The 19434-nt window shown below is 64.7% G+C and carries 21 protein-coding genes; 11 read left to right on the top strand and 10 right to left on the bottom strand.

What is annotated here, in order from left to right:
• Positions 1 to 3: 3 nt before the first annotated feature.
• Both HUI96_RS04885 and HUI96_RS04880 read right to left on the bottom strand, forming a co-directional pair.
• Positions 4 to 387 carry a DUF2794 domain-containing protein gene (locus tag HUI96_RS04885; RefSeq protein WP_188253522.1) on the bottom strand — a complete coding sequence of 128 codons (384 nt, stop codon included), beginning with the start codon at positions 385 to 387 and terminating at the stop codon, positions 4 to 6.
• Positions 388 to 770: 383 nt separating this feature from the next.
• A complete protein-coding gene (locus HUI96_RS04880; protein ID WP_188253521.1) occupies positions 771 to 1541 on the bottom strand; it encodes a DUF1223 domain-containing protein in 771 nt (256 codons plus the stop codon).
• A gap of 101 nt (positions 1542 to 1642) precedes the next feature.
• Between HUI96_RS04880 and HUI96_RS04875 the strand changes: the two genes are divergently transcribed.
• The gene (locus tag HUI96_RS04875) at positions 1643 to 2350 is read left to right on the top strand and encodes a ceramidase domain-containing protein (RefSeq protein WP_188253520.1); all 708 of its coding nucleotides are present in this window, start codon (positions 1643 to 1645) and stop codon (positions 2348 to 2350) included.
• A gap of 18 nt (positions 2351 to 2368) precedes the next feature.
• Here HUI96_RS04875 and acnA read toward each other — a convergent pair whose 3' ends face one another.
• A complete protein-coding gene (gene acnA / locus HUI96_RS04870) occupies positions 2369 to 5059 on the bottom strand; it encodes an aconitate hydratase AcnA (RefSeq protein WP_211892340.1) in 2691 nt (896 codons plus the stop codon).
• 267 nt (positions 5060 to 5326) lie between these two features.
• On the opposite strand from acnA, the gene ccmA reads away from it, so the two are divergent.
• From ccmA to HUI96_RS04850, 4 genes are all read left to right on the top strand, one after another.
• Positions 5327 to 5932, top strand: a complete 606-nt coding sequence (ccmA, locus tag HUI96_RS04865) for a heme ABC exporter ATP-binding protein CcmA (protein ID WP_188253519.1) — start codon at positions 5327 to 5329, stop codon at positions 5930 to 5932.
• 91 nt (positions 5933 to 6023) lie between these two features.
• Positions 6024 to 6686, top strand: a complete 663-nt coding sequence (ccmB, locus tag HUI96_RS04860; RefSeq protein WP_188253518.1) for a heme exporter protein CcmB — start codon at positions 6024 to 6026, stop codon at positions 6684 to 6686.
• An 86-nt stretch (positions 6687 to 6772) separates the two neighbouring features.
• Positions 6773 to 6943 carry a heme exporter protein CcmD gene (gene ccmD / locus HUI96_RS04855; protein WP_188253517.1) on the top strand — a complete coding sequence of 57 codons (171 nt, stop codon included), beginning with the start codon at positions 6773 to 6775 and terminating at the stop codon, positions 6941 to 6943.
• On the top strand, positions 6940 to 7575 hold the full coding sequence (locus tag HUI96_RS04850) for a DsbE family thiol:disulfide interchange protein (RefSeq protein ID WP_188253516.1): 636 nt from the start codon (positions 6940 to 6942) through the stop codon (positions 7573 to 7575). Before ccmD ends, HUI96_RS04850 begins: the two co-directional genes overlap by 4 nt.
• 69 nt (positions 7576 to 7644) lie before the next feature.
• Here HUI96_RS04850 and HUI96_RS04845 read toward each other — a convergent pair whose 3' ends face one another.
• From HUI96_RS04845 to HUI96_RS04815, 7 genes are all read right to left on the bottom strand, one after another.
• A complete protein-coding gene (locus tag HUI96_RS04845; protein ID WP_188253515.1) occupies positions 7645 to 7812 on the bottom strand; it encodes a DUF1127 domain-containing protein in 168 nt (55 codons plus the stop codon).
• Positions 7813 to 8048: 236 nt separating this feature from the next.
• The gene (locus HUI96_RS04840) at positions 8049 to 8663 is read right to left on the bottom strand and encodes a pyridoxamine 5'-phosphate oxidase family protein (protein ID WP_188253514.1); all 615 of its coding nucleotides are present in this window, start codon (positions 8661 to 8663) and stop codon (positions 8049 to 8051) included.
• 21 nt (positions 8664 to 8684) lie between these two features.
• A complete protein-coding gene (locus HUI96_RS04835; protein WP_188253513.1) occupies positions 8685 to 9332 on the bottom strand; it encodes a septation protein A in 648 nt (215 codons plus the stop codon).
• 112 nt (positions 9333 to 9444) lie between these two features.
• The gene (gene ftsY, locus HUI96_RS04830; RefSeq protein ID WP_188253512.1) at positions 9445 to 11088 is read right to left on the bottom strand and encodes a signal recognition particle-docking protein FtsY; all 1644 of its coding nucleotides are present in this window, start codon (positions 11086 to 11088) and stop codon (positions 9445 to 9447) included.
• Between the two features lie 13 nt (positions 11089 to 11101).
• Entirely contained in the window at positions 11102 to 12385 is a 1284-nt protein-coding gene (gene mtaB / locus HUI96_RS04825) for a tRNA (N(6)-L-threonylcarbamoyladenosine(37)-C(2))-methylthiotransferase MtaB (protein ID WP_188253511.1), read from the bottom strand.
• Entirely contained in the window at positions 12385 to 13263 is an 879-nt protein-coding gene (dapF, locus tag HUI96_RS04820; protein ID WP_188253510.1) for a diaminopimelate epimerase, read from the bottom strand. The genes mtaB and dapF overlap by 1 nt, the downstream gene beginning before the upstream one ends.
• A gap of 119 nt (positions 13264 to 13382) precedes the next feature.
• A complete protein-coding gene (locus HUI96_RS04815) occupies positions 13383 to 13544 on the bottom strand; it encodes a DUF1328 family protein (protein ID WP_188253509.1) in 162 nt (53 codons plus the stop codon).
• Between the two features lie 241 nt (positions 13545 to 13785).
• Between HUI96_RS04815 and HUI96_RS04810 the strand changes: the two genes are divergently transcribed.
• The 6 genes from HUI96_RS04810 to sucD all read left to right on the top strand — a co-directional run bounded on the left by HUI96_RS04810 (position 13786) and on the right by sucD (position 19361).
• Complete coding sequence (locus tag HUI96_RS04810; RefSeq protein WP_188253508.1) at positions 13786 to 14322, top strand: protease inhibitor Inh/omp19 family protein; 537 nt, start codon at positions 13786 to 13788, stop codon at positions 14320 to 14322.
• A gap of 29 nt (positions 14323 to 14351) precedes the next feature.
• Entirely contained in the window at positions 14352 to 15548 is a 1197-nt protein-coding gene (gene zapE / locus HUI96_RS04805; protein ID WP_188253507.1) for a cell division protein ZapE, read from the top strand.
• Positions 15549 to 15943: 395 nt separating this feature from the next.
• Positions 15944 to 16912, top strand: a complete 969-nt coding sequence (gene mdh / locus HUI96_RS04800) for a malate dehydrogenase (protein WP_188253506.1) — start codon at positions 15944 to 15946, stop codon at positions 16910 to 16912.
• A gap of 7 nt (positions 16913 to 16919) precedes the next feature.
• The gene (gene sucC, locus HUI96_RS04795; RefSeq protein ID WP_188253505.1) at positions 16920 to 18113 is read left to right on the top strand and encodes an ADP-forming succinate--CoA ligase subunit beta; all 1194 of its coding nucleotides are present in this window, start codon (positions 16920 to 16922) and stop codon (positions 18111 to 18113) included.
• Between the two features lie 9 nt (positions 18114 to 18122).
• Entirely contained in the window at positions 18123 to 18389 is a 267-nt protein-coding gene (locus HUI96_RS04790; protein ID WP_188253504.1) for a hypothetical protein, read from the top strand.
• Positions 18390 to 18449: 60 nt separating this feature from the next.
• Positions 18450 to 19361 carry a succinate--CoA ligase subunit alpha gene (gene sucD / locus HUI96_RS04785; protein ID WP_188253503.1) on the top strand — a complete coding sequence of 304 codons (912 nt, stop codon included), beginning with the start codon at positions 18450 to 18452 and terminating at the stop codon, positions 19359 to 19361.
• Positions 19362 to 19434: the final 73 nt, after the last annotated feature.

The following is a 19434-nucleotide window of genomic DNA, read 5'->3' as shown; positions in this document are numbered from 1 at the left end:
TGGCTACGCCTCGACCAGCTTCAGCTTGCTGTCGAAAACGCCCAGCACGCGGGCCAGATCGTGTCCGCGCTTCAGGACCGCGCCTGTCGTCGCGACCACGGAAAACATGCCCTGCTTGCGGGCAAGCCGCGGGTCTTTGACGATCTGGAACAGCGGAAGGTCGTGGGCGCGGCGATAGACCGAGAAGACCGCCCGGTCCTTCAGGTGGTCAATGGCGTAATCGCGCCATTCGTTAGCGGCTACCATGCGGCCATAGATCCGCAGGATCTGGTCGAGCTCACGCCGGTCGAAGCCGACAGGGGCCTCAGCCTTGTCGCGTCTTGGGTGATTCAGCTGGATCAATATCGCGGATCCGTCCCCACCCTCCGATCCGCCATGATCTGTCATCAGCAATTGCCTCCGTGACATCAGCCACTCAAAGGTGGAGTGTCCGGCCACGAAATGCAAGCTGCAGCCATTCGCAAGCGGCGCGAAAGGAAAGGAATTCGACTGATCACGCAATGTTGCAACAGGCAATGATTGGTGAAATGCCGCCACAATGCTGCCGTGTTTTACTCTCCCTGACGCCCCAATGTGCCGCGAGTCTAGCCCTCGTTGCCTGAGACGGTTCGGTCCGGCACTGGCTCGTAACCCCAAGCCCCCCGCCCACGAGCCCGGGTCGGATCGAACCAACTCTGGCCAATCGAAAACCGCTGTTTCAATCGCTGCAGCCGGTGTCGGCATTCGCCGCCACCGGTATTTTGTTGCGCGGCATCCGGATCGGATCCGCGCTATTTGTTCCAGGCCGTCTCCGGGCTGCGCAGGATGGTGGCTCCGAGGATTGGGCCCGGAAGACCGTCCTTGCTGACGGACTGCAGCAGCGCCGCACAGCCGCCCTTATCGGTGATGGCACTCATCGGCAACTCGAACCGGGCAGGCTTGCCCTTCCACATCCCCGCTGTCTGGACGCCGGTCACAGCGTTCCAGTACATGACCGTACTGCCAGTATTCTCTCCACGCTCGATCTGGACTGGCTTCGCATCCTCGAAGAAGACGAGCACCAAGTGGGCCTTGCTGTAGGTCGGGCCCGCACCCGTCTCGATAACAATGCTTTCCCCGACCTGCTCGGCCTTGAGCTCCACGGACATGCCCTTGCCGGACTTGGCCAGCGCATCCAGAGCGCCGGTAACTGCGTTCCGCTTGGCTCCGTTTACATGGACCTGGCCGTTGATGACGGCTTGCGGCGTGTACACGGAGCGGATGCCGAACGTGCGGCCGTAATCGCGCTGGCGCTTCGTGTTGTCCGGTGAACCGAGCGTGTCCTTCCAGCCGAGATAGTCCCAGTAATCGACGTGATAGGCTAGCGCGACCACGTCCCCCTTGGCCGCAAGCTCTCCCAGGATCTCATCCGCTGGCGGACAGGACCGGCAACCTTGGCTTGTGAAAAGCTCTACAACGCCCCGCAATCGAGGAGATTCGGCGAGTGCGGATTGCATCATCGACGCACAGATCGCCGCCGCAAGCGCGAAGGCCGCCAAGCCGGTCAGTTTTTCGCGCTTCATAGCGTTTCCAGGTACCCTGCCGGACTGGCCGGCTTTTCTTTTTTGTTCACAGGAACATAGGCAGATGACAATTTCAACGGGAAGTCACGTTGCGGTGAGGCATGGACGCGTCGCTTCTTGAAAACGTCGATCTTTACTGCGAGCGGCTGGGACCGGGCTTCTGGGCCGAGCCGGTCAACGCACTCAGCAACCTCTCGTTTGTGCTGGCGGGATTGTGGGGCGTTGCGGCAATGCGCAGGACCGGGGCCGACACGTTCGCCACCACGCTGGCGTGGTGGGTCGTTGCCATCGGAGTGGGATCGTTTCTTTTCCACACATTCGCGACGGAAATCATGAAGTGGGCGGACATCCTGCCGATTGCCACCTTCACCCTCGCCTATTCGATATTCACCTTGCGTCGTTTTGCCCGCCTCTCCTGGACCGCCACTCTCGCAATCTTCATAGGCTTCTACGCCATTGCCGGCACGGTGACGCTGCTGGTGCCCGACTGGCTCCGCCAGGCGACGAACGGATCGACCGGCTACCTGCCGCCGTTCCTTGCCTTGATCGTACTGGGGCTGATCGCAGCGCTGCGCGGCAGCCCGGCCGGCTGGTACAACATCGCCGCCGCCGGCATTTTCGTTCTGGCCGTGACCTTCCGCATGCTCGATCCGATGGTGTGCGGGACGCTTCCCATCGGGACGCATTTCATGTGGCACCTTCTCAACGGCCTCATGCTCGGGATCGTTCTCGCGGCCATCGCGAAGCATGGCGAGGTGGATCGAGGCATGGAAAAGCCGCGGACGCACCTGGCGCCCGCGGCTCGATAAGCGACCTCTTGAGCGGCGTCAGGCCGCCAGTTCGCGCAGAACGTAGTGCAGGATGCCGCCGTTCCTGAAGTAGTCGAGCTCATCGAGCGTATCGATACGGCAGAGGATCGGCACCTCCTTCACCGCGCCGTCCGCGAAGCTGACTTTCGCGATCATCTTCTGGCGCGGCCGGATGTTCTCCAATCCTTCGATGCTGACCGTCTCGTCGCCCTTGAGGCCGAGCGACTGCCATGAGGTGCCTTCCTCGAAGACGAAGGGGATGACGCCCATGCCAACCAGGTTCGACCGGTGGATACGCTCAAACGACTGCGCGATCACTGCCCGTACGCCGAGCAGGTTCGTGCCCTTGGCCGCCCAGTCGCGCGACGAGCCGTTGCCGTATTCGATGCCGGCGAAGATCACCAGCGGCACGTCTTCCTGCTTGTAGAGCATGGCGGCGTCGTAGATCGGCATCTCCTCCTTGGTCGGATAGTGGATGGTGTATCCGCCCTCGCGTCCGTTCTCGCCCAGCATGTGGTTGCGGATGCGGATGTTGGCGAAGGTGCCCCGCATCATCACCTCATGGTTGCCGCGCCGCGTGCCGTACTGGTTGAAGTCGGCGACACCGACACCATTCTCGATGAGGTACTTGCCAGCCGGCGACGCAGCCTTGATCGAGCCCGCGGGCGAGATGTGATCTGTCGTGATCTTGTCGCCGAACAGCCCGAGGACTCTCGCGTCCTTGACCGTGCCGATGGCTCCCGGCTTGCGCTGCATGCCCTCGAAGTAGGGTGGGTTCTGCACATAGGTCGACGCATTGTCCCAGGCATAGGTCTCGCCGGCGGGGACCTGCACGTTGCGCCAGTTCTCGTCGCCCTTGAAGACGTCCGCATATTTGCGCGCGAACAGGTCGCGGGTGACGTTCTTCTCGATGAACTCCTGGATCTCGGCCGAACTCGGCCAGATGTCACGGAGATAGACCGGCTTGCCGTCGCTGCCCTCGCCGAGCGGCTCGGTGGTAAGATCCTTCGTGACCGTTCCCGCGAGCGCATGGGCGACGACCAGCGGCGGCGAGGCAAGATAGTTGGCCTGCACGTCGGGCGAGACGCGCCCCTCGAAGTTGCGGTTGCCGGAAAGCACCGCCGCGGCGATCAGGCCCTTGTCGTTGATCGTCTTGGAGATCGGCGCCGGCAGCGGGCCGGAGTTGCCGATGCAGGTGGTGCAGCCGAAGCCCACAAGGTGGAAGCCGATCTGGTCCAGTTCCTTCTGCAGGCCTGCCTTCTCCAGATATTCTGCGACGACCTGGCTGCCGGGAGCCAGCGAAGTCTTCACCCAGGGCTTCTGCTTGAGGCCGAGCCGGTTGGCGTTGCGGGCCAGCAGGCCAGCGGCGATCAGCACGCTCGGATTGGAAGTATTGGTACAGGAGGTGATCGCCGCGATCACCACGTCGCCGTGGCCGAGGTCGTAGTCCTCACCTTCCACGTTATAGCGCGCATCGATGTCGGCGGTGCGCTTGTAATCGGTCTCCATCGCCTTGGCGAAACCAGCGGCGATACCCGAAAGCGGCACCCTGCCCTCCGGACGCTTCGGGCCAGCCATCGACGGCACCACGTCGCCGAGATCGAGTTCCAGCGTGTCGGTGAATACCGGGTCGGGTGAGTTCTCGTCGCGCCACATGCCCTGGGCCTTGCTGTAGGCCTCCACCAGTTCGATGCGCGCCTCGGCGCGGCCCGACATTGTGAGATAGCGCACGGTCTCGGCGTCCACGGGGAAGAAGCCGCAGGTCGCGCCATATTCGGGCGCCATGTTGCCGATCGTGGCGCGGTCGGCGAGGGTCATGTTGGAGAGACCGGGGCCGAAGAATTCGACGAATTTGCCGACCACGCCCTTCTTGCGCAGCATCTGCGTAACGGTGAGCACGAGGTCGGTGGCGGTAACGCCCTCCTTGAGCTTGCCAGTGAGGCGGAAGCCGATCACCTCCGGCAAAAGCATCGACACTGGCTGCCCCAGCATGGCCGCCTCGGCCTCGATGCCGCCGACGCCCCAGCCGAGCACGCCGAGGCCGTTGATCATCGTCGTGTGCGAATCGGTGCCGACGCAGGTGTCCGGATAAGCGGTCGTCTCGCCGTCCTCGGTGTTGGTCCAGACCACCTGGCCGAGATATTCGAGGTTCACCTGGTGGCAGATGCCGGTGCCCGGCGGTACGACACGGAAGTTGCGGAACGCCTGCTGCCCCCACTTCAGGAACTTGTAGCGCTCCTGGTTGCGCTCGTACTCCAGTTCCACGTTACGCGCGAATGAGAGCGGCGTGCCGAACTCGTCGACGATCACCGAATGGTCGATCACCAGGTCGACCGGAACCAGCGGATTGATCTTCTGCGGATCGCCACCGAGCGCGGCGATGCCGTCGCGCATGGCTGCGAGGTCGACCACCGCGGGAACGCCGGTAAAATCCTGCATCAGCACGCGGGCCGGGCGGTAGGCGATCTCGACGCCCGCCGTGCCCTTGTCGGTCAGCCACTCGGCGACGGCCTGGATGCTCTTCTTGGTGACCGAGCGCCCGTCCTCGTTTCGGAGCAGGTTCTCCAGCAGCACCTTCATCGAATAGGGCAGTCGGGAAACGCCGGGGAGCCCGTTCTTCTCGGCCTCGACGAGGCTGTAGTAGACGTGCTCACGCCCGCCCGCCGTGAGGGTTCTGCGGCTGTTGAAACTGTCGAGTGATTTCGTCACGATCCCATCCTGGTCTGTTCCGCCTGAAAGAGAACGGACTCCGATGGCATGCTCATCACGCGCAAAGGTGCGGGTACGGCCATTTCCGCAGTCCGCTCCCGAGCGCTCCCGCCGGCATTCCCGGCGTCGCGCTGGTCCGGCGCAAATTTCGTTACCGCGCCGGCCGCTGGCACGGTTGCCTCGCATATAGAGAAAATCCTGGAATAGTTCTAGACACATCCTGCGCTTCGGAGCGCCACTTTTGGACATTCGCGATTAGGGGGCTTGATGCGGCTGATCGCCGACAAACTGAGCGGCGAGCGCGGCGGTGGAGTCATCTTCTCCGAAGTCGATTTCGCCCTTGAGCCCTGCCAGGCCCTGGTCGTCACCGGCCCGAACGGCTCGGGCAAATCCACCCTGCTGCGGATTGTGGCCGGCCTGCTGCCGCCGGCGGCAGGTCGCATCGGCCTCGAGGGCGCGGACGACCCCTCTGTTGCCGCCGCCTCCCACTATCTCGGGCACCAGAACGGCATGAAGACCGCGCTCACCGTGGCGGAGAACCTCCGCTTCTGGTGCGATTTCTATGGCGATTCCGCTCTTCCCATCGCAGAGGCCCTGGAGATGGTGGCGCTCGATGGCCTGGGGCACCTTCCCTTCGCCGTCCTGTCGACCGGGCAGAAGCGCCGCGCCGCGATCGCGCGCCTGCTGATTTCGCGGCGGCCGGTCTGGCTGCTCGACGAGCCGACCTCCGGGCTGGACGCGGCCTCCGAGATGCGGTTCGCCGGCCTCATGCGCGAGCATCTGCGGAGTGGGGGCATCGTCATCGCCGCCACCCATCTCGCACTCGGGCTGGAGGGGGCAAGTGAACTGAGGATGGGGGAGTATTCCGGATGAGTTTCGCTCAGGATCGCGACTGGGCGAAGGTCCCGCCCTACGCGAAGGAACACGGCGTTCGAGAGTCTGCTTCACCCCGCAGAGCTATGTCATGCTAGCCCTCTTCCTCCGCGACCTCAGAATCGGCATCCGTGCGGGCGGCGGGGCACTGACCGGCGTCGTGTTCTTCCTTGCCGTCGTCGCCACCATCCCGTTCGGCGTCGGGCCCGACCTCGAGCTTCTGTCGCGGATCGGCCCGGCCATTCTGTGGATCGGTGCGCTGCTCGCCTCGCTGCTCGGTCTCGACCGGCTGTTCCAGGCCGACCGCGAGGACGGCTCACTCGACCTGCTGCTCTTGGCCGACGACCGGCACATGCTGGCCCTGACCGTGATCGTGAAATGCCTTGCCCACTGGACGGCCAGCGTGCTGCCGTTGATCGCCGCTTCGCCGCTGCTTGGCCTGTTCATGAACGTCCAGCCTGCCGGGCTGGGCGCGGCGGCGCTCACGCTACTCGTCGGCACGCCGGCGATCACCTTCATCGGCGCCGCGGGGGCTGCGGTCGCGGTGGCGCTCCCGCGCGGCGGGCTGATGATCTCCGTGCTCGTGCTGCCGCTGACCATTCCTATACTGATCTTCGGCGTCACCGCGACCTACGGCGCGGTGACCGATCCGTCGCCTTTCCTGCCGCCCTTCCTGATCCTCTGCGCGCTCACCCTCTTCTTCGCCGTGGTCGGGCCCGTCGCCGCCGCGTCCGCCTTGCGCCATGCCGACTAGCCAAGGCCGCGAATCGGCCGCAGGGCGCGCGAATTGCAGGCGTTAGTCGGAACGGTTAAGGGTGCACCGAACGAATGGAAACGAGCATGTCCGCTCACGCGCTCTACGTTCTGGCGGCCTACGCGGCCACTGCCGTGGCCCTCGCCGGCCTCGTCGGCTGGATCCTGCTCGACTACCGCGCCCGGCGCCGCGAGTTGGCGGAACTCGAGTCGGAAGGCATCCGCCGCCGCTCCGCCAAGCCGGAGGCGCGGCCATGACCGCCGAACAGCCCGAAGCGCGGCGGTCCCGCCGCTGGATCACGCTGCTGCCGCTGGCATTCTTCCTGGTGCTGGCGGGCATCTTCCTCGCGCAACTGATGTCCGGCAAGGACACCTCAACGGTGCCGTCGGCGCTGATCGGCAGCGCGGCGCCCCAGACCAATCTGCCGCCGATCGAGGGTCTTGGCCTGCCCGGCCTGGAGTCCTCCGCCTTCGCCGGCAAGGTGACGCTGGTCAACGTCTGGGCATCCTGGTGCGCGCCATGCCGCCAGGAGCACCCGGTTCTGATGGAACTGGCCAAGGACGGGCGGTTCGTCGTGGCCGGACTGAACTACAAGGATCAGCCGGAAAACGCCCGCCGCTTCCTCGGCGACCTCGGCAATCCCTATTCTGCAATCGGACGTGACGAAAAAGGCCGCACCGCGATCGACTGGGGCGTCTACGGCGTGCCGGAAACGTTCATCGTCGGCTCGGACGGCAAGATCGCCTACAAGCATGTCGGCCCGCTCGATCCCGAGAGCGCCGAGAAGGTGTTCATGCCGCAGATCGAGAAGGCTTTGGCGTCGGGCAGAGCGCCTGCGGCTTCGAATGCCGGAAGCGATGGCGCATCACCTGTCGCCCCTACCAACTGACGCCGTTCAGAAACGCAAAAAGGCGGTCGCCGGTCAGGCGCCCGCCTTCGATGCCACCCTGGCAACTTGTTACCTGCCGTACACCTGGCGGTAGGCGTGCCGCAGCATATCGGTGCGGTTGCCGTTGATGTCGGCGAGGTCGCGGGGCGACAGGCCCATGATCTCGTCGACGAGTTGATTGTAGCGCCGACGCTTAGCCACGCGCTCACGGGCGTTCTGAATCAGATTGGAAAACATCTCTGGATCCCCATATTGGACCGCCGTGCGGCGATCTGGTTGATCCTCCCTTTGCGTAAGATCGCTATCCGGACGCCTTTCAGCAACCCGTTATGCTGCAACGCAGCATTGACGAGAGCGCATGGCAGCTTAATAGATCATTGAGATCGTTGATCGATCCGCGCAAGGCCCGCTCAGGGAGCGACGCCCCCTGGGCAGCGATGCTGCACCGCAGCAGACACCGTTAAGCGATCGCGCTACCACATCGTCGCGCGATATCCCTCGTCCAGCCAGCGGTCCGTCTGATCGGCTGTTTCGGACAATGCCAGATGGTCCTTAAGGATCTCGCCCAGCGTCGGCATTTCGGAGCGGGGCCGCCAGCTCTGCGGATTCCAAAGCTCGGAACGCAGGAAGGCCTTGGCGCAATGCATGTAGGCCGCCCGTACCTTCACGATCACCACGCCGAGCGGCAGCTTGCCGTCCACCGCAAGACCCTCGCGCAGCGAGCTGTCCAGCGTGATTCGCGCCTCGCCGTTGATCCTCAGCGTCTCGTTCATGCCGGGAATGAGGAAGAGCAGCCCGACGGCCGGATTGGCGACGATGTTCTCCAGCGTGTCGAGGCGATTGTTGCCGGGGCGATCCGGGATGGCGATGGTGACGTCGTCGAGCACGGCGACGAAGCCAGGGCGGTCACCCTTGGGCGTGACGTCGGCGTTGCCGTGGCCGTCCGAGGAGCCGATCAGGACGAAGGGGCTAGCCGCAATGAACCGCTTGCAGTGGCCGTCCAGCGCCCGGAGTTCCTTACGCAGTGCAGTGTCCGACGCCGGCTTGTAATGCGCGCGCAACTCGTCGCGTGACCTGATGAACTCCATTTCCCCCTCCCAGGCTCGCTTCTACTTCTGCGCTCGCTCCTCCAGCGAATGGCGCATGATCAACGGCATCTGGCTGAACGTGAACAGAAGCGTGATCGGCATGATGCCCCAGACCTTGAACGCCACCCAGGTGTCCGTCGAGAAACTCCTCCAGACGACCTCGTTGACGACAGCCAGGAACAGGAAGAACAGCCCCCAGCGGAACGTGAGCTTGCGCCAACCCTCCGCGTCCAGCCGGAAGGCCGCGTCGAAGACGTAGCCGAGCAGCGGCTTTCCGAACGCCAGCCCACCGAGCAGGACCGCGCCGAACAGCGTGTTCACGATGGTCGGCTTCATCTTGATGAAGATGTCGTCCTGCAGCCAGAGCGTGAGCGCGCCGAACACGAATACCACGATCCCGGACACCAGCGGCATGATCGGCAAGGTCCGCGTCAACACCCACGACGCGACAAGCGCGATCGCGGTCGCCACCATGAACAGGCCGGTGGCGATGAAAATCGGCTGGCCCATTTCGCCGAGCACCGGGAAGGTCTTTGCCAGCCATTCGCCGCGCGTGTTGGCGAAGAAGAATACCAAGAGCGGCCCGAGCTCCAGCGCGAGCTTCAGCAGCGGATTGATCTCCTTCTTGCGGGGATCGGTCGGATCCGGCTCGAGAATGGGTGGGTTCATCGTCTGCCCTCACTCGCGACGGCACCACCACCAGACGGCATCCCGGAAGCCGTCCCGAGCGGCAGCGAGAGATGGCTTCCGGGATGACGCGCGTCGATGACAGCCCCTCTCATCATCCCACCCCCGCAATCGCCTTGGCGAAATCGCCCGCCGAGAACGGCTCAAGATCCTCCACCTGCTCGCCGACGCCGATGAAGTAGACCGGCAGCTTGTGCTTGGCGGCGATGGCGACAAGGATGCCGCCGCGCGCCGTTCCGTCAAGCTTGGTCATCACCAGCCCGTTCACGCCCGCCACGTTGCGGAAGATCTCGACCTGGCTGAGCGCGTTCTGCCCGGTGGTGGCGTCAACCGTCTGCAGCACGGTGTGCGGCGCTTCCGGATCATGCTTGCCGAGCACCCGGGCGATCTTCTCGAGCTCCGCCATCAGCTCGGCCTTGTTCTGTAGCCGCCCCGCGGTGTCGATGATCAGCACGTCGGAGCCCGCCGCCTTTGCCTTCTCGAAGGCGTCCCAGGCGAGCCCAGCGGCGTCTGCTCCGAGCTTGGAGGAAACGACCGGCGAGCCGGTGCGCTCGCCCCAGATTTTCAGCTGCTCGATCGCCGCGGCGCGAAAAGTGTCGCCGGCGGCCAGCATCACCGAAAGCCCGCCCTGCCGCAGTTTGGCGGCGAGCTTGCCGATGGTCGTGGTCTTGCCGGTGCCGTTCACGCCGACCACCAGGATCACGTGCGGCTTGTGGGAGAGGTCGAGCTCGAGCGGCATGGCGACCGGCGCCAGCACTTTCTCGACCTCCTGCGCCATAATGGCGCGCACTTCCGCATCCGAGACGTCGCGGCCATAGCGCGACGAGGCCAGCGAGTCAGTGACCCGAAGCGCGGTCTCCATGCCGAGGTCGGCGCGCAGCAGCACGTCCTCGAGTTCCTCGAGCGTATCGTCGTCGAGCTTGCGCTTGGTGAAGATGCCGGAAATCGAGCCGCTCAGTTCCCGCGACGAGCGCGACAGCCCCTGCCGAAGTCGCTGGAACCAGGTCCGGCGCGCCTCGGCGGCAACCGTAGCAGGCGGTTCGGCAGCCTTCTCGACCGCCTTTCCAACAGTGACCTTGCCTGTCAAGACCGGCGCGGAAGCGGCGGGCTGCACAGGCCCTGTAGCGAGCGCCTGTTCCGGCGGCACTTCGGTGGGGGGCTGGGTTGGGACGCTCGGCGTCTCGGGGACATCGGGTGGAGAAGGCGCGGGCGCTGGTTCGGGCTGGCTAGGCGCCGGCGTCTCCGGAGGCACTTCCGGCTGCTCGGGCGCAGGCGTCTCGCCGGGTCCGGGCGGCACCTCGCCCGGCATCGATGGCGCGGGTACATCCTCGGGCGTGACCGGGATCTCCGCGGGAGCCGGTTCGGGCACTTCGCCTGGAGTGGTTGGAATCTCCGGACGCGCCGGGAAAGGTTCTATTGCCGGCGCGGCGGCCCCTTCCCCCTTGATGGGGAGATGGTCCGAAGGACCAGAGGGGGTCGTGTCGGCAGCGCGCGGCGCCTCTTCAAACGGTGTTGGCGAGGAGAGGACCTCGCGCGCTTCATCAAGGACCCCTCCCCGGTCGGCTTCGCCGACCGACCCTCCCCTCAAGGGGGAGGGAGAGACCTCGGCCGGCTTCTCCGCCGCGAACTCTTTCAGCGCGTCGAGATTGAGCGGGGCGAGCGGCTGGTCTTCCGGAGGAGTTTCCTCGGCCTCCTTGCGGCCGAAGGAGAATACCTTCTTGATAAATTTTAGGGCCATATGCGCTCCGAACTCAGGCCGCCTGCGGAGCGGCAGGCGCGGTGGTCAGCCGCTCGCCGTCATGGCCGGCGACAACGGCGCGGACGATCTCGCCCGGCTCGCCCACCCCGACCGCGGCCAGCGTAAAACCTTCCGTCCGGCCAAGACCCGGCTTTTCGATCAAGATGCGCTGCTCCGTTCCCAAAAGCCTGTCGAGATGCCGGCGATACGCCGCAGCCCCGACCTGCCTCAGCCGGCGGGCACGCTCCTTGACGACGCCCCGGTCGACCTGCGGCATGCGCGCCGCGGGTGTTCCCTTGCGCGGGCTGAACGGGAATACGTGAAGGTGGGTCAGCCCGCACTCCTCGACGATCTTCAGCGAGTTTTCGAACATCGCCTCGGTTTCGGTCGGGAAGCCTGCAATGATGTCGGCGCCGAAAACCATGTCCGGCCGGCTTGCCCGGATTTCCGAACAGAAACGGATGGAATCGTCGCGGCTGTGCCGCCGCTTCATGCGCTTCAGGATCATATCGTCGCCGGCCTGCAGCGACAGGTGCAGGTGCGGCATCAGCCGGCGCTCCGCCGCGATCGCCTCGACCAGATCGGGATCGGCCTCGATTGAGTCTATCGAGGACAGCCGCAACCGCTGCAGGTCGGGCACCTGGCGCAGAATCGTCTTCACCAGACGCCCGAGCTTCGGTGCGCCCGGCAGGTCGCCGCCATAGCTGGTCAGGTCGACGCCGGTCAGAACCACCTCGGCGTAGCCGTTTCCGACAAGGCGCTTCACCTGCTCCCCCACGGCGCCCATCGGCACCGAGCGCGAATTGCCGCGCCCATAGGGGATGATGCAGAACGTGCAGCGATGGTCGCAGCCGTTCTGCACCTGCACAAAGGCGCGGGCCCGGCCTTCGATCGCGTCGACCATGTGGGACGCAGTCTCGCGCACGGAAAAGATGTCGTTGACGCGCGCCTTCTCGAAATCGTTCACGCCGAAGTCGGGAAGCGCCCGGTAGTTGTGGGCCTTGAGCTTCTCCTCATTGCCGAGCACGAGGTCGACTTCGTTCATCTCGGCGAAGCTCGCGGGATCGGTTTGGGCCGCGCAGCCGGTGACGATAATGCGTGCCTGCGGGTTGTCGCGTCGCGCCTTGCGGATTGCCTGGCGCGCCTGTCGCACCGCCTCGCCGGTGACCGCGCAGGTGTTGACGACCACCGCGCCGCCGGCGAGTTCGCCCAGCCCGGCAGCTTCGGCCTCGCGGCGCATCACCTCGGATTCATAGGTGTTGAGGCGGCAGCCGAAGGTGACGATCTCAACCGCCATCAGGCCGCACTCTCGGTGTCGCGCGCCCAGGCGCCGGTGGCGGGGTCGAAGCTGCCGGAAAACTCCCATTCGGCGCGGCCGGTGAGCACGACATGATCGTCCTCCCGCCACTCGACCTTCAGCGTTCCGCCCGGCGCGACGATCGACACGAGCCGCCCAGTGCGCCCGGTACGCGCTGCCGCCACCGCGCTGGCGCAGGCGGCCGTGCCGCAGGCCTTGGTCAGCCCCGCGCCGCGTTCCCAGGTACGGATGGTCAGCGTGTCCGGTCCCGTCTTCTGGGCAATCGTGATGTTGGCGCGTTCCGGGAAGATCGGGTGGTTTTCGAGCAGCGGACCGAAGCGGTCGAGATCGAAGGACCACACGTCCTCGTCGACCCAGAAGATGGCGTGCGGATTGCCCATCGAGACGACCGAGGGCGAGTGCAGCACGGGCGCGTCGATGGGCCCGATCTGCAACTCGATCGCCCTTGTGTCCCGGAACTCCACGGCGAGCGGAATGTCCTGCCAGCCGAAGCGCGGCCGGCCCATGTCGACCGAGATGGTGCCGTCCTCGTGCTCGGCGGCGTTGAGGATGCCGGCAATTGTCTCGAAGGTGAAGACGCTGCGCCCGGTCTCGGCGGCGAGCGCCTGCACAACGCAGCGCATGCCGTTGCCGCAAGCCTGCGCGGAAGAGCCGTCCGAGTTGAGGATGCGGACGAACCAGTCGGTGCCCGGCGTCCTCGGGTCGTGGATCGCCATGATCTGGTCGAACTTGGTGGCCGGATCGGCGTCGAGCGCGCGCGCCGCCTCCGAGGTGACACGATCGGCGCGCGAACGCATGTCGGCAACGATGATCTCGTTGCCGAGCCCGTTCATCTTGGCGAAGGAAGCGCGCGCCATTGGGGCCAAAGTCTCTTGTCCGGTTTGGGCCTATATGGCGGAAGCGCGGCTAAATTACCAGCGTTGGCCGCTGCGGCATGTCCGTTGGCCTGTTGCCGCCGCCTCTCCGGCCCGCGCCTTCAGGTGACGGCGAAAAGGCCGAACAGGACAAGCAGGAAGATCACCAGCACGATGCCTATGAGGATGCGCGCACCCGTCGCTGCCGCCCCGGCCAGCGTGTGGTAGCCGAGCAGGCTCGCCACTGCCGCCACGACCAGAAGGATCAAGATCCACTTGATCATAGTTGCCTCCGATGCAGGCGCGAAACGACAGTGTGGCTTCTTCGTTCCTCAAGCCTGCCGCCCTCGCGTGCTGACCTAGCGGCACACGCTGCAGTTGTCGGGAAACGCGCGGCAAATTTGCAACATGTGTTTCTGGAAACCCGATGTTAATCATGAACGGTTGAAATTCTGCCCTATTATCCGTTCAGCAGAACTTGCATTCGGGTCGGGCAAAGCGGGCGGCACCCGCAGGAGATCGGGAATGGTACTTTTCAGGACGGGGGTCCTTTTCGCAGTTGTCGCAGCGCTGGCAATCAGCGGCTGCCAGAGTTCACGGTTCTCCGCACCGGATGCGGGGCCGACGCCACTCCCGGCGGCCCCGGCCGGCCAGGTGACGAGCAACCAACTTCCCCCGCCGGTGGCACCCGGCGGAGCGACCACCGACTTCCCGGCCGCACCGGGCACCATGGGAGACCAGATGGCCGCCGCCACGCCAGCGGCACCGCCGGCAGGCGCGCCAGACCTGACGCCCTCTTCGGTGGGCGGCGTGTGGACGGTCTCGGTCTCCGGCCAGAGCTGCAAAATCGCGACCTCGCAGACGAAGTACGGCCAAGGTTATCGGGCGGGCCCGCTGCGCTGCCCCGCTCCGGTGGATGGGGTGAAGTCCTGGGCGGTCGCCGGCAAGCAGCTCTCGCTCTATGACGAGAATGGCGGCGTCATGGCCCGCCTCTACTCCTCCGGCCCCGAGAAGTTCGACGGCCAGACGGAGTCCGGCGTTCCCATATCCCTCAGCCGCTGACGATCGGCAAAGCGGGCATCGTCTGAAAAATGCACCTGCGCGACGGCCTGACGACACATGTGACGGTCAGGCAGCGCTATGACCATCTCGCCGAGACCGGAGCACTTCAGCCCGACCCGGCCCAGGCGCGGGTCATAGCGGCTCTCGACCGCCTGCTTGACTGCCTGGCCGCCAAGCGGCTGGCGCGCAAGTCGAGTTCGCTCGGCTGGCTATTCGGGCGGAAGCCGGAATCCAAGGACGTGAAAGGACTTTACATCCACGGCGGGGTCGGCCGCGGCAAGACCATGCTGATGGACATGTTCTTCGACATGATCCCTATGCGGCGCAAGCGCAGAGCCCATTTCAACGATTTCATGGCCGACGTGCACGATCGTATCCAGAAGCACCGCGAGGCGCGCAAGCTCGGTACGGTGCGTGAGAACGACCCGATACCGCCGGTGGCGCGGTCGATCGCGGAAGAGGCGCAGCTTCTCTGCTTCGACGAGTTCACGGTCACCGACATTGCCGACGCCATGGTGATGTCGCGGCTCTTCACCGCCCTCTTCGCCAACGGCGTGGTGCTGGTCGCCACCTCCAACGTTGCCCCGGACGATCTCTACCGCGACGGCCTGAACCGAGCGCTGTTCCTGCCCTTCGTCGATGTGCTGAAGCAGCATGCAGACGTCATCTGCCTCGACGCCGACACCGACTACCGGATGGAGAAGCTGTCTCGGCTGCCGGTCTACATCACGCCGCTCGGACCCGAGGCCGACCGACTCATGGATGAAGCCTGGGATGCGATGACCCACGGCCACCGGTGCGCGCCGGAGACGATTCCGCTGAAAGGCCGGGAGATCCGCGTGCCGCTCGCCTGCGGCGACGCCGCCCGCTTCAGCTTCGCCGATCTCTGCGAGAAGCCGCTCGGCGCGCGCGACTATCTGGCGATCACCGACCGCTACTCGACGATTTTTGTCGAGAACGTACCTGTGCTGGCCGATGGCAGGCGCAACGAAGCCAAGCGGCTCATCCTTCTGATCGACACGCTCTATGACCGTCATGTCAGACTGGTGATGAGCGCCGCTGCCCCGCCCTCCGAACTTTATTCTGGAAGGAGCGGCGTCGAGACCTTCGAATTCGAGCGCACCGCCTCGCGACTTACCGAGATGCAGAGTCAGGACTGGCTGTGGAACTGGGCGGATAAGCACGGCCCCGCAAGCCCAGATCCGGAAGTGATGGCCGGGACTTAAACCGCAAGGTAGGCGGCGCGACATAACCGTTCCCGCTAGGGCCGCGCAAGCGGACGAGAAGTACCGAGCGGCTCGACGCTGCATGCCGCGATGCCTGGGAACATGAGCTACCAGTCTTCGTTGAAGTTGAAACAGTGAAACGCCTGCGCGCCGTGCCCGCTGTACCGGCGATAATATCCCGAGCGCTGCCGGGCGCGAGAGCAGGCTTTCGCGATACATTTTTGACGCTTACGTAAATGCCGATTGATCTAACCGTTTGAAATCGCTAAGCTCGAATATGTTGGTTGAAAATTTACCGGTCCAGCGGTATGCCTGCCGCGTTTTTTAGGGCGGCAATCAGCCCGTAGATCCTGACGCGACATCGCTACGTCTCTTAAGACAGGGGTTCCATCCGCATGGCACGCAGCAAGATAGCCCTCATCGGCTCGGGAATGATCGGGGGCACTCTGGCCCACCTGATCGGCCTCAAGGAACTTGGCGACGTTGTGCTTTTCGACATCGCCGAAGGCATTCCACAGGGCAAGGGCCTCGACATCGCGCAGTCCTCGAGCGTCGACGGCTTTGACGCCAGCTATCTCGGCGTCAACGACTATGCCGGGATCGAGGGTGCCGACGTCTGCATCGTGACCGCCGGCGTGCCGCGCAAGCCGGGCATGAGCCGCGACGACCTGCTGGGCATCAACCTCAAGGTCATGGAACAGGTCGGCGCCGGCATCAAGAAGTATGCGCCGAACAGCTTCGTCATCTGCATCACCAACCCTCTCGATGCGATGGTCTGGGCGCTGCAGAAGTTCTCGGGCCTGCCCAAGACTCACGTGGTCGGCATGGCCGGCGTGCTCGACTCCGCCCGCTTCCGCTATTTCCTGTCCGAGGAGTTCAAGGTCTCGATCGAGGACGTAAGCGCCATGACGCTCGGCGGCCACGGCGACGACATGGTCCCGATGACGCGCTACTCGACCGTCGCGGGCATCCCGCTCCCCGACCTCGTCAAGATGGGCTGGACTTCGCAGCAGAAGCTGGACGCCATCGTCGAGCGCACCCGCAAGGGCGGCGGCGAGATCGTCGGCCTCCTGAAAACCGGCTCGGCCTACTATGCGCCCGCCTCCTCGGCAGTCGCGATGGCGGAATCCTACCTGAAGGACAAGAAGCGCGTGCTGCCCTGTGCGGCCTACCTTTCCGGCCAGTTCGGGCTGAAGGACATGTATGTCGGCGTTCCGGTGGTGATCGGCGCCGGCGGCGTGGAGCGCATCATCGAACTCGACTTGAACGGCGCCGAGCAGAAGATGTTCGACAAGTCCGTCGAGGCCGTTCGCGGCCTCTGCGAAGCCTGCGTCAACATCGCGCCCGCACTCGGCTCGAAGTGAGGCGTCCATGAACATCCACGAGTACCAGGCCAAGCAACTTCTCAAGGGCTATGGGCTGCCGGTGGCGGCGGGCGTTCCGGTGCTCAAGGCCGAGGACGCCGAGGCGGCCGCGCGCCAGTTGCCCGGTCCGCTCTGGGTGGTGAAGAGCCAGATCCACGCCGGCGGACGCGGCAAGGGCCGCTTCAAGGAACTCGGCGCCGACGCCAAGGGCGGCGTTCGGCTGGCGAAGTCGGTGGACGAGGTCATCGCCAACGTCGGCGAGATGCTGGGCAACACGCTGGTCACCAAGCAGACAGGCCCCGCCGGCAAGCAGGTGAACCGCCTCTACATCGAAGACGGCGCCGACATCGCTCGCGAGCTCTACCTGTCGATCCTGGTCGACCGCTCGGTCGGCCGCGTCGCCTTCGTCGTCTCGACCGAGGGTGGCATGGACATCGAGCAGGTCGCCCATGACACGCCGGAGAAGATCGTCACCGTGGCGATCGATCCGGACAAGGGTGTCACCGGGCGCGAGATCGGTGTGCTCAATTCGGCGCTGAAGCTCGAAGGCGATGCGGCGAGGGACAGCGTCAGCCTGTTCCCCGCCCTCTACAAGGCCTTTGTCGAGAAGGACATGAGCCTGCTCGAGGTGAACCCACTGATCGTCATGAAGGACGGCCGGCTGCGCGTTCTCGACGCCAAAGTGTCCTTCGACAACAATGCCTCGTTCCGCCACCCGGAACTCGAGGAACTGCGCGACATCACCGAGGAGGACGACAAGGAGATCGAGGCGTCGAAGCATGACCTCGCCTATGTCGCGCTCGACGGCAACATCGGCTGCATGGTGAACGGCGCCGGGCTGGCGATGGCCACAATGGACATCATCAAGCTCTACGGAGCCGAGCCGGCCAACTTCCTCGACGTCGGCGGCGGCGCCAACAAGGAGAAGGTGACGGCAGCTTTCAAGATCATCACCGCCGACCCTGCGGTCGAAGGCATCCTCGTCAACATCTTCGGCGGCATCATGAAGTGCGACGTGATCGCCGAGGGCGTGGTAGCGGCTGTCAAGGAAGTCGGCCTGAAGGTGCCGCTGGTGGTTCGGCTTGAGGGCACGAATGTCGAGTTCGGCAAGAAGATTCTGCGCGAGAGCGGACTGAACGTCATTCCGGCGGACGATCTCGATGATGCTGCGAAGAAGATCGTATCGGCGGTGAAAAACTAGGAGCGGGCGATGGCGGGGAGCGGTCAAGCGGTCCAGGTGGAGTTTGACGCAGAGACGATGACGATGCTCGAGACCTGTGCCGCCTGTCGGCAGGTCTCTGTCGAACAACTCGTCAAAGCCTATGTCGAGGACTGGCTCGACATCGATTACCTGGAATCGCAGGGGCGACTAACGCGGCGGGGCATTCATCGCGACGGACCCATTACGCTCGACGAACAGACCCGCCAGCAAACTTCCCAGAATTGGCGGGACGAACTCGGAATAACGCGATTGTAGGGTCCCGATAGAGCGGGGCTTTCAACACACCACCTGATTTCACAGGGTAGCTAGCGCTTCATGTCCATCCTGATCGACAAGAACACGAAAGTCCTCGTGCAGGGGCTGACCGGCAAGACCGGCACCTTCCACACCGAGCAGGCGCTGGCCTATCACGGCACCAAGATGGTGGGCGGGATCCACCCCAAGAAGGGCGGCGAGAGGTGGACCGGCCAGGTCAATGACGGCCCGGTGGAACTGCCGATCTTCGCTTCCGTCGCCGAGGGCAAGGAGAAGACCGGCGCCAATGCCAGCGTCGTCTATGTGCCGCCGGCAGGCGCGGCGGAAGCCATCATCGAGGCAATCGACGCAGAGATCCCGCTGATCGTCTGCATCACCGAAGGCATTCCGGTGCTGGACATGGTGCGGGTCAAGGCCAGGCTGATGAAGTCGAAGTCGCGTCTGATCGGGCCGAACTGCCCGGGCATCGTCACGCCGGACGAATGCAAGATCGGCATCATGCCCGGCAACATCTTCCGCAAGGGCTCGGTGGGCGTTGTTTCGCGCTCCGGAACGCTTACCTATGAAGCGGTGTTTCAGACGACGAATGAAGGACTTGGCCAGTCGACCGCAGTCGGCATCGGTGGCGATCCTGTTAAGGGAACGGAATTCATCGATATCCTCGAGATGTTCCTGGCCGACGACGAGACCAAGTCGATCATCATGATCGGCGAGATCGGCGGCTCGGCCGAAGAGGACGCGGCGCAGTTCCTAAAGGACGAGGCGAAGCGCGGGCGCAGGAAGCCGATGGCCGGTTTCATTGCAGGGCGCACCGCGCCTCCCGGACGCACGATGGGACACGCCGGCGCGGTCATCTCGGGCGGCAAGGGCGGCGCCGAGGACAAGATCGCCGCGATGGAATCGGCAGGCATCAAGGTTTCGCCGTCACCTGCACGGCTCGGCACGACGCTGGTGGAGGCGATCAAGGGTTAGGGTCGGTCCGTGGTTCGTAAGTCGTCATTCGGCAGACGAGTGAAATGTCGGCAAACGTAGCCGGCGGAATTAC

Origin of the sequence: Pseudaminobacter soli (ex Zhang et al. 2022) (assembly GCF_014595955.1) — a bacterium.
GTDB classification, from domain to species: Bacteria; Pseudomonadota; Alphaproteobacteria; order Rhizobiales; family Rhizobiaceae; genus Kumtagia; species Kumtagia pseudosoli.
This window is presented reverse-complemented; position numbering and strand designations above follow the sequence as displayed.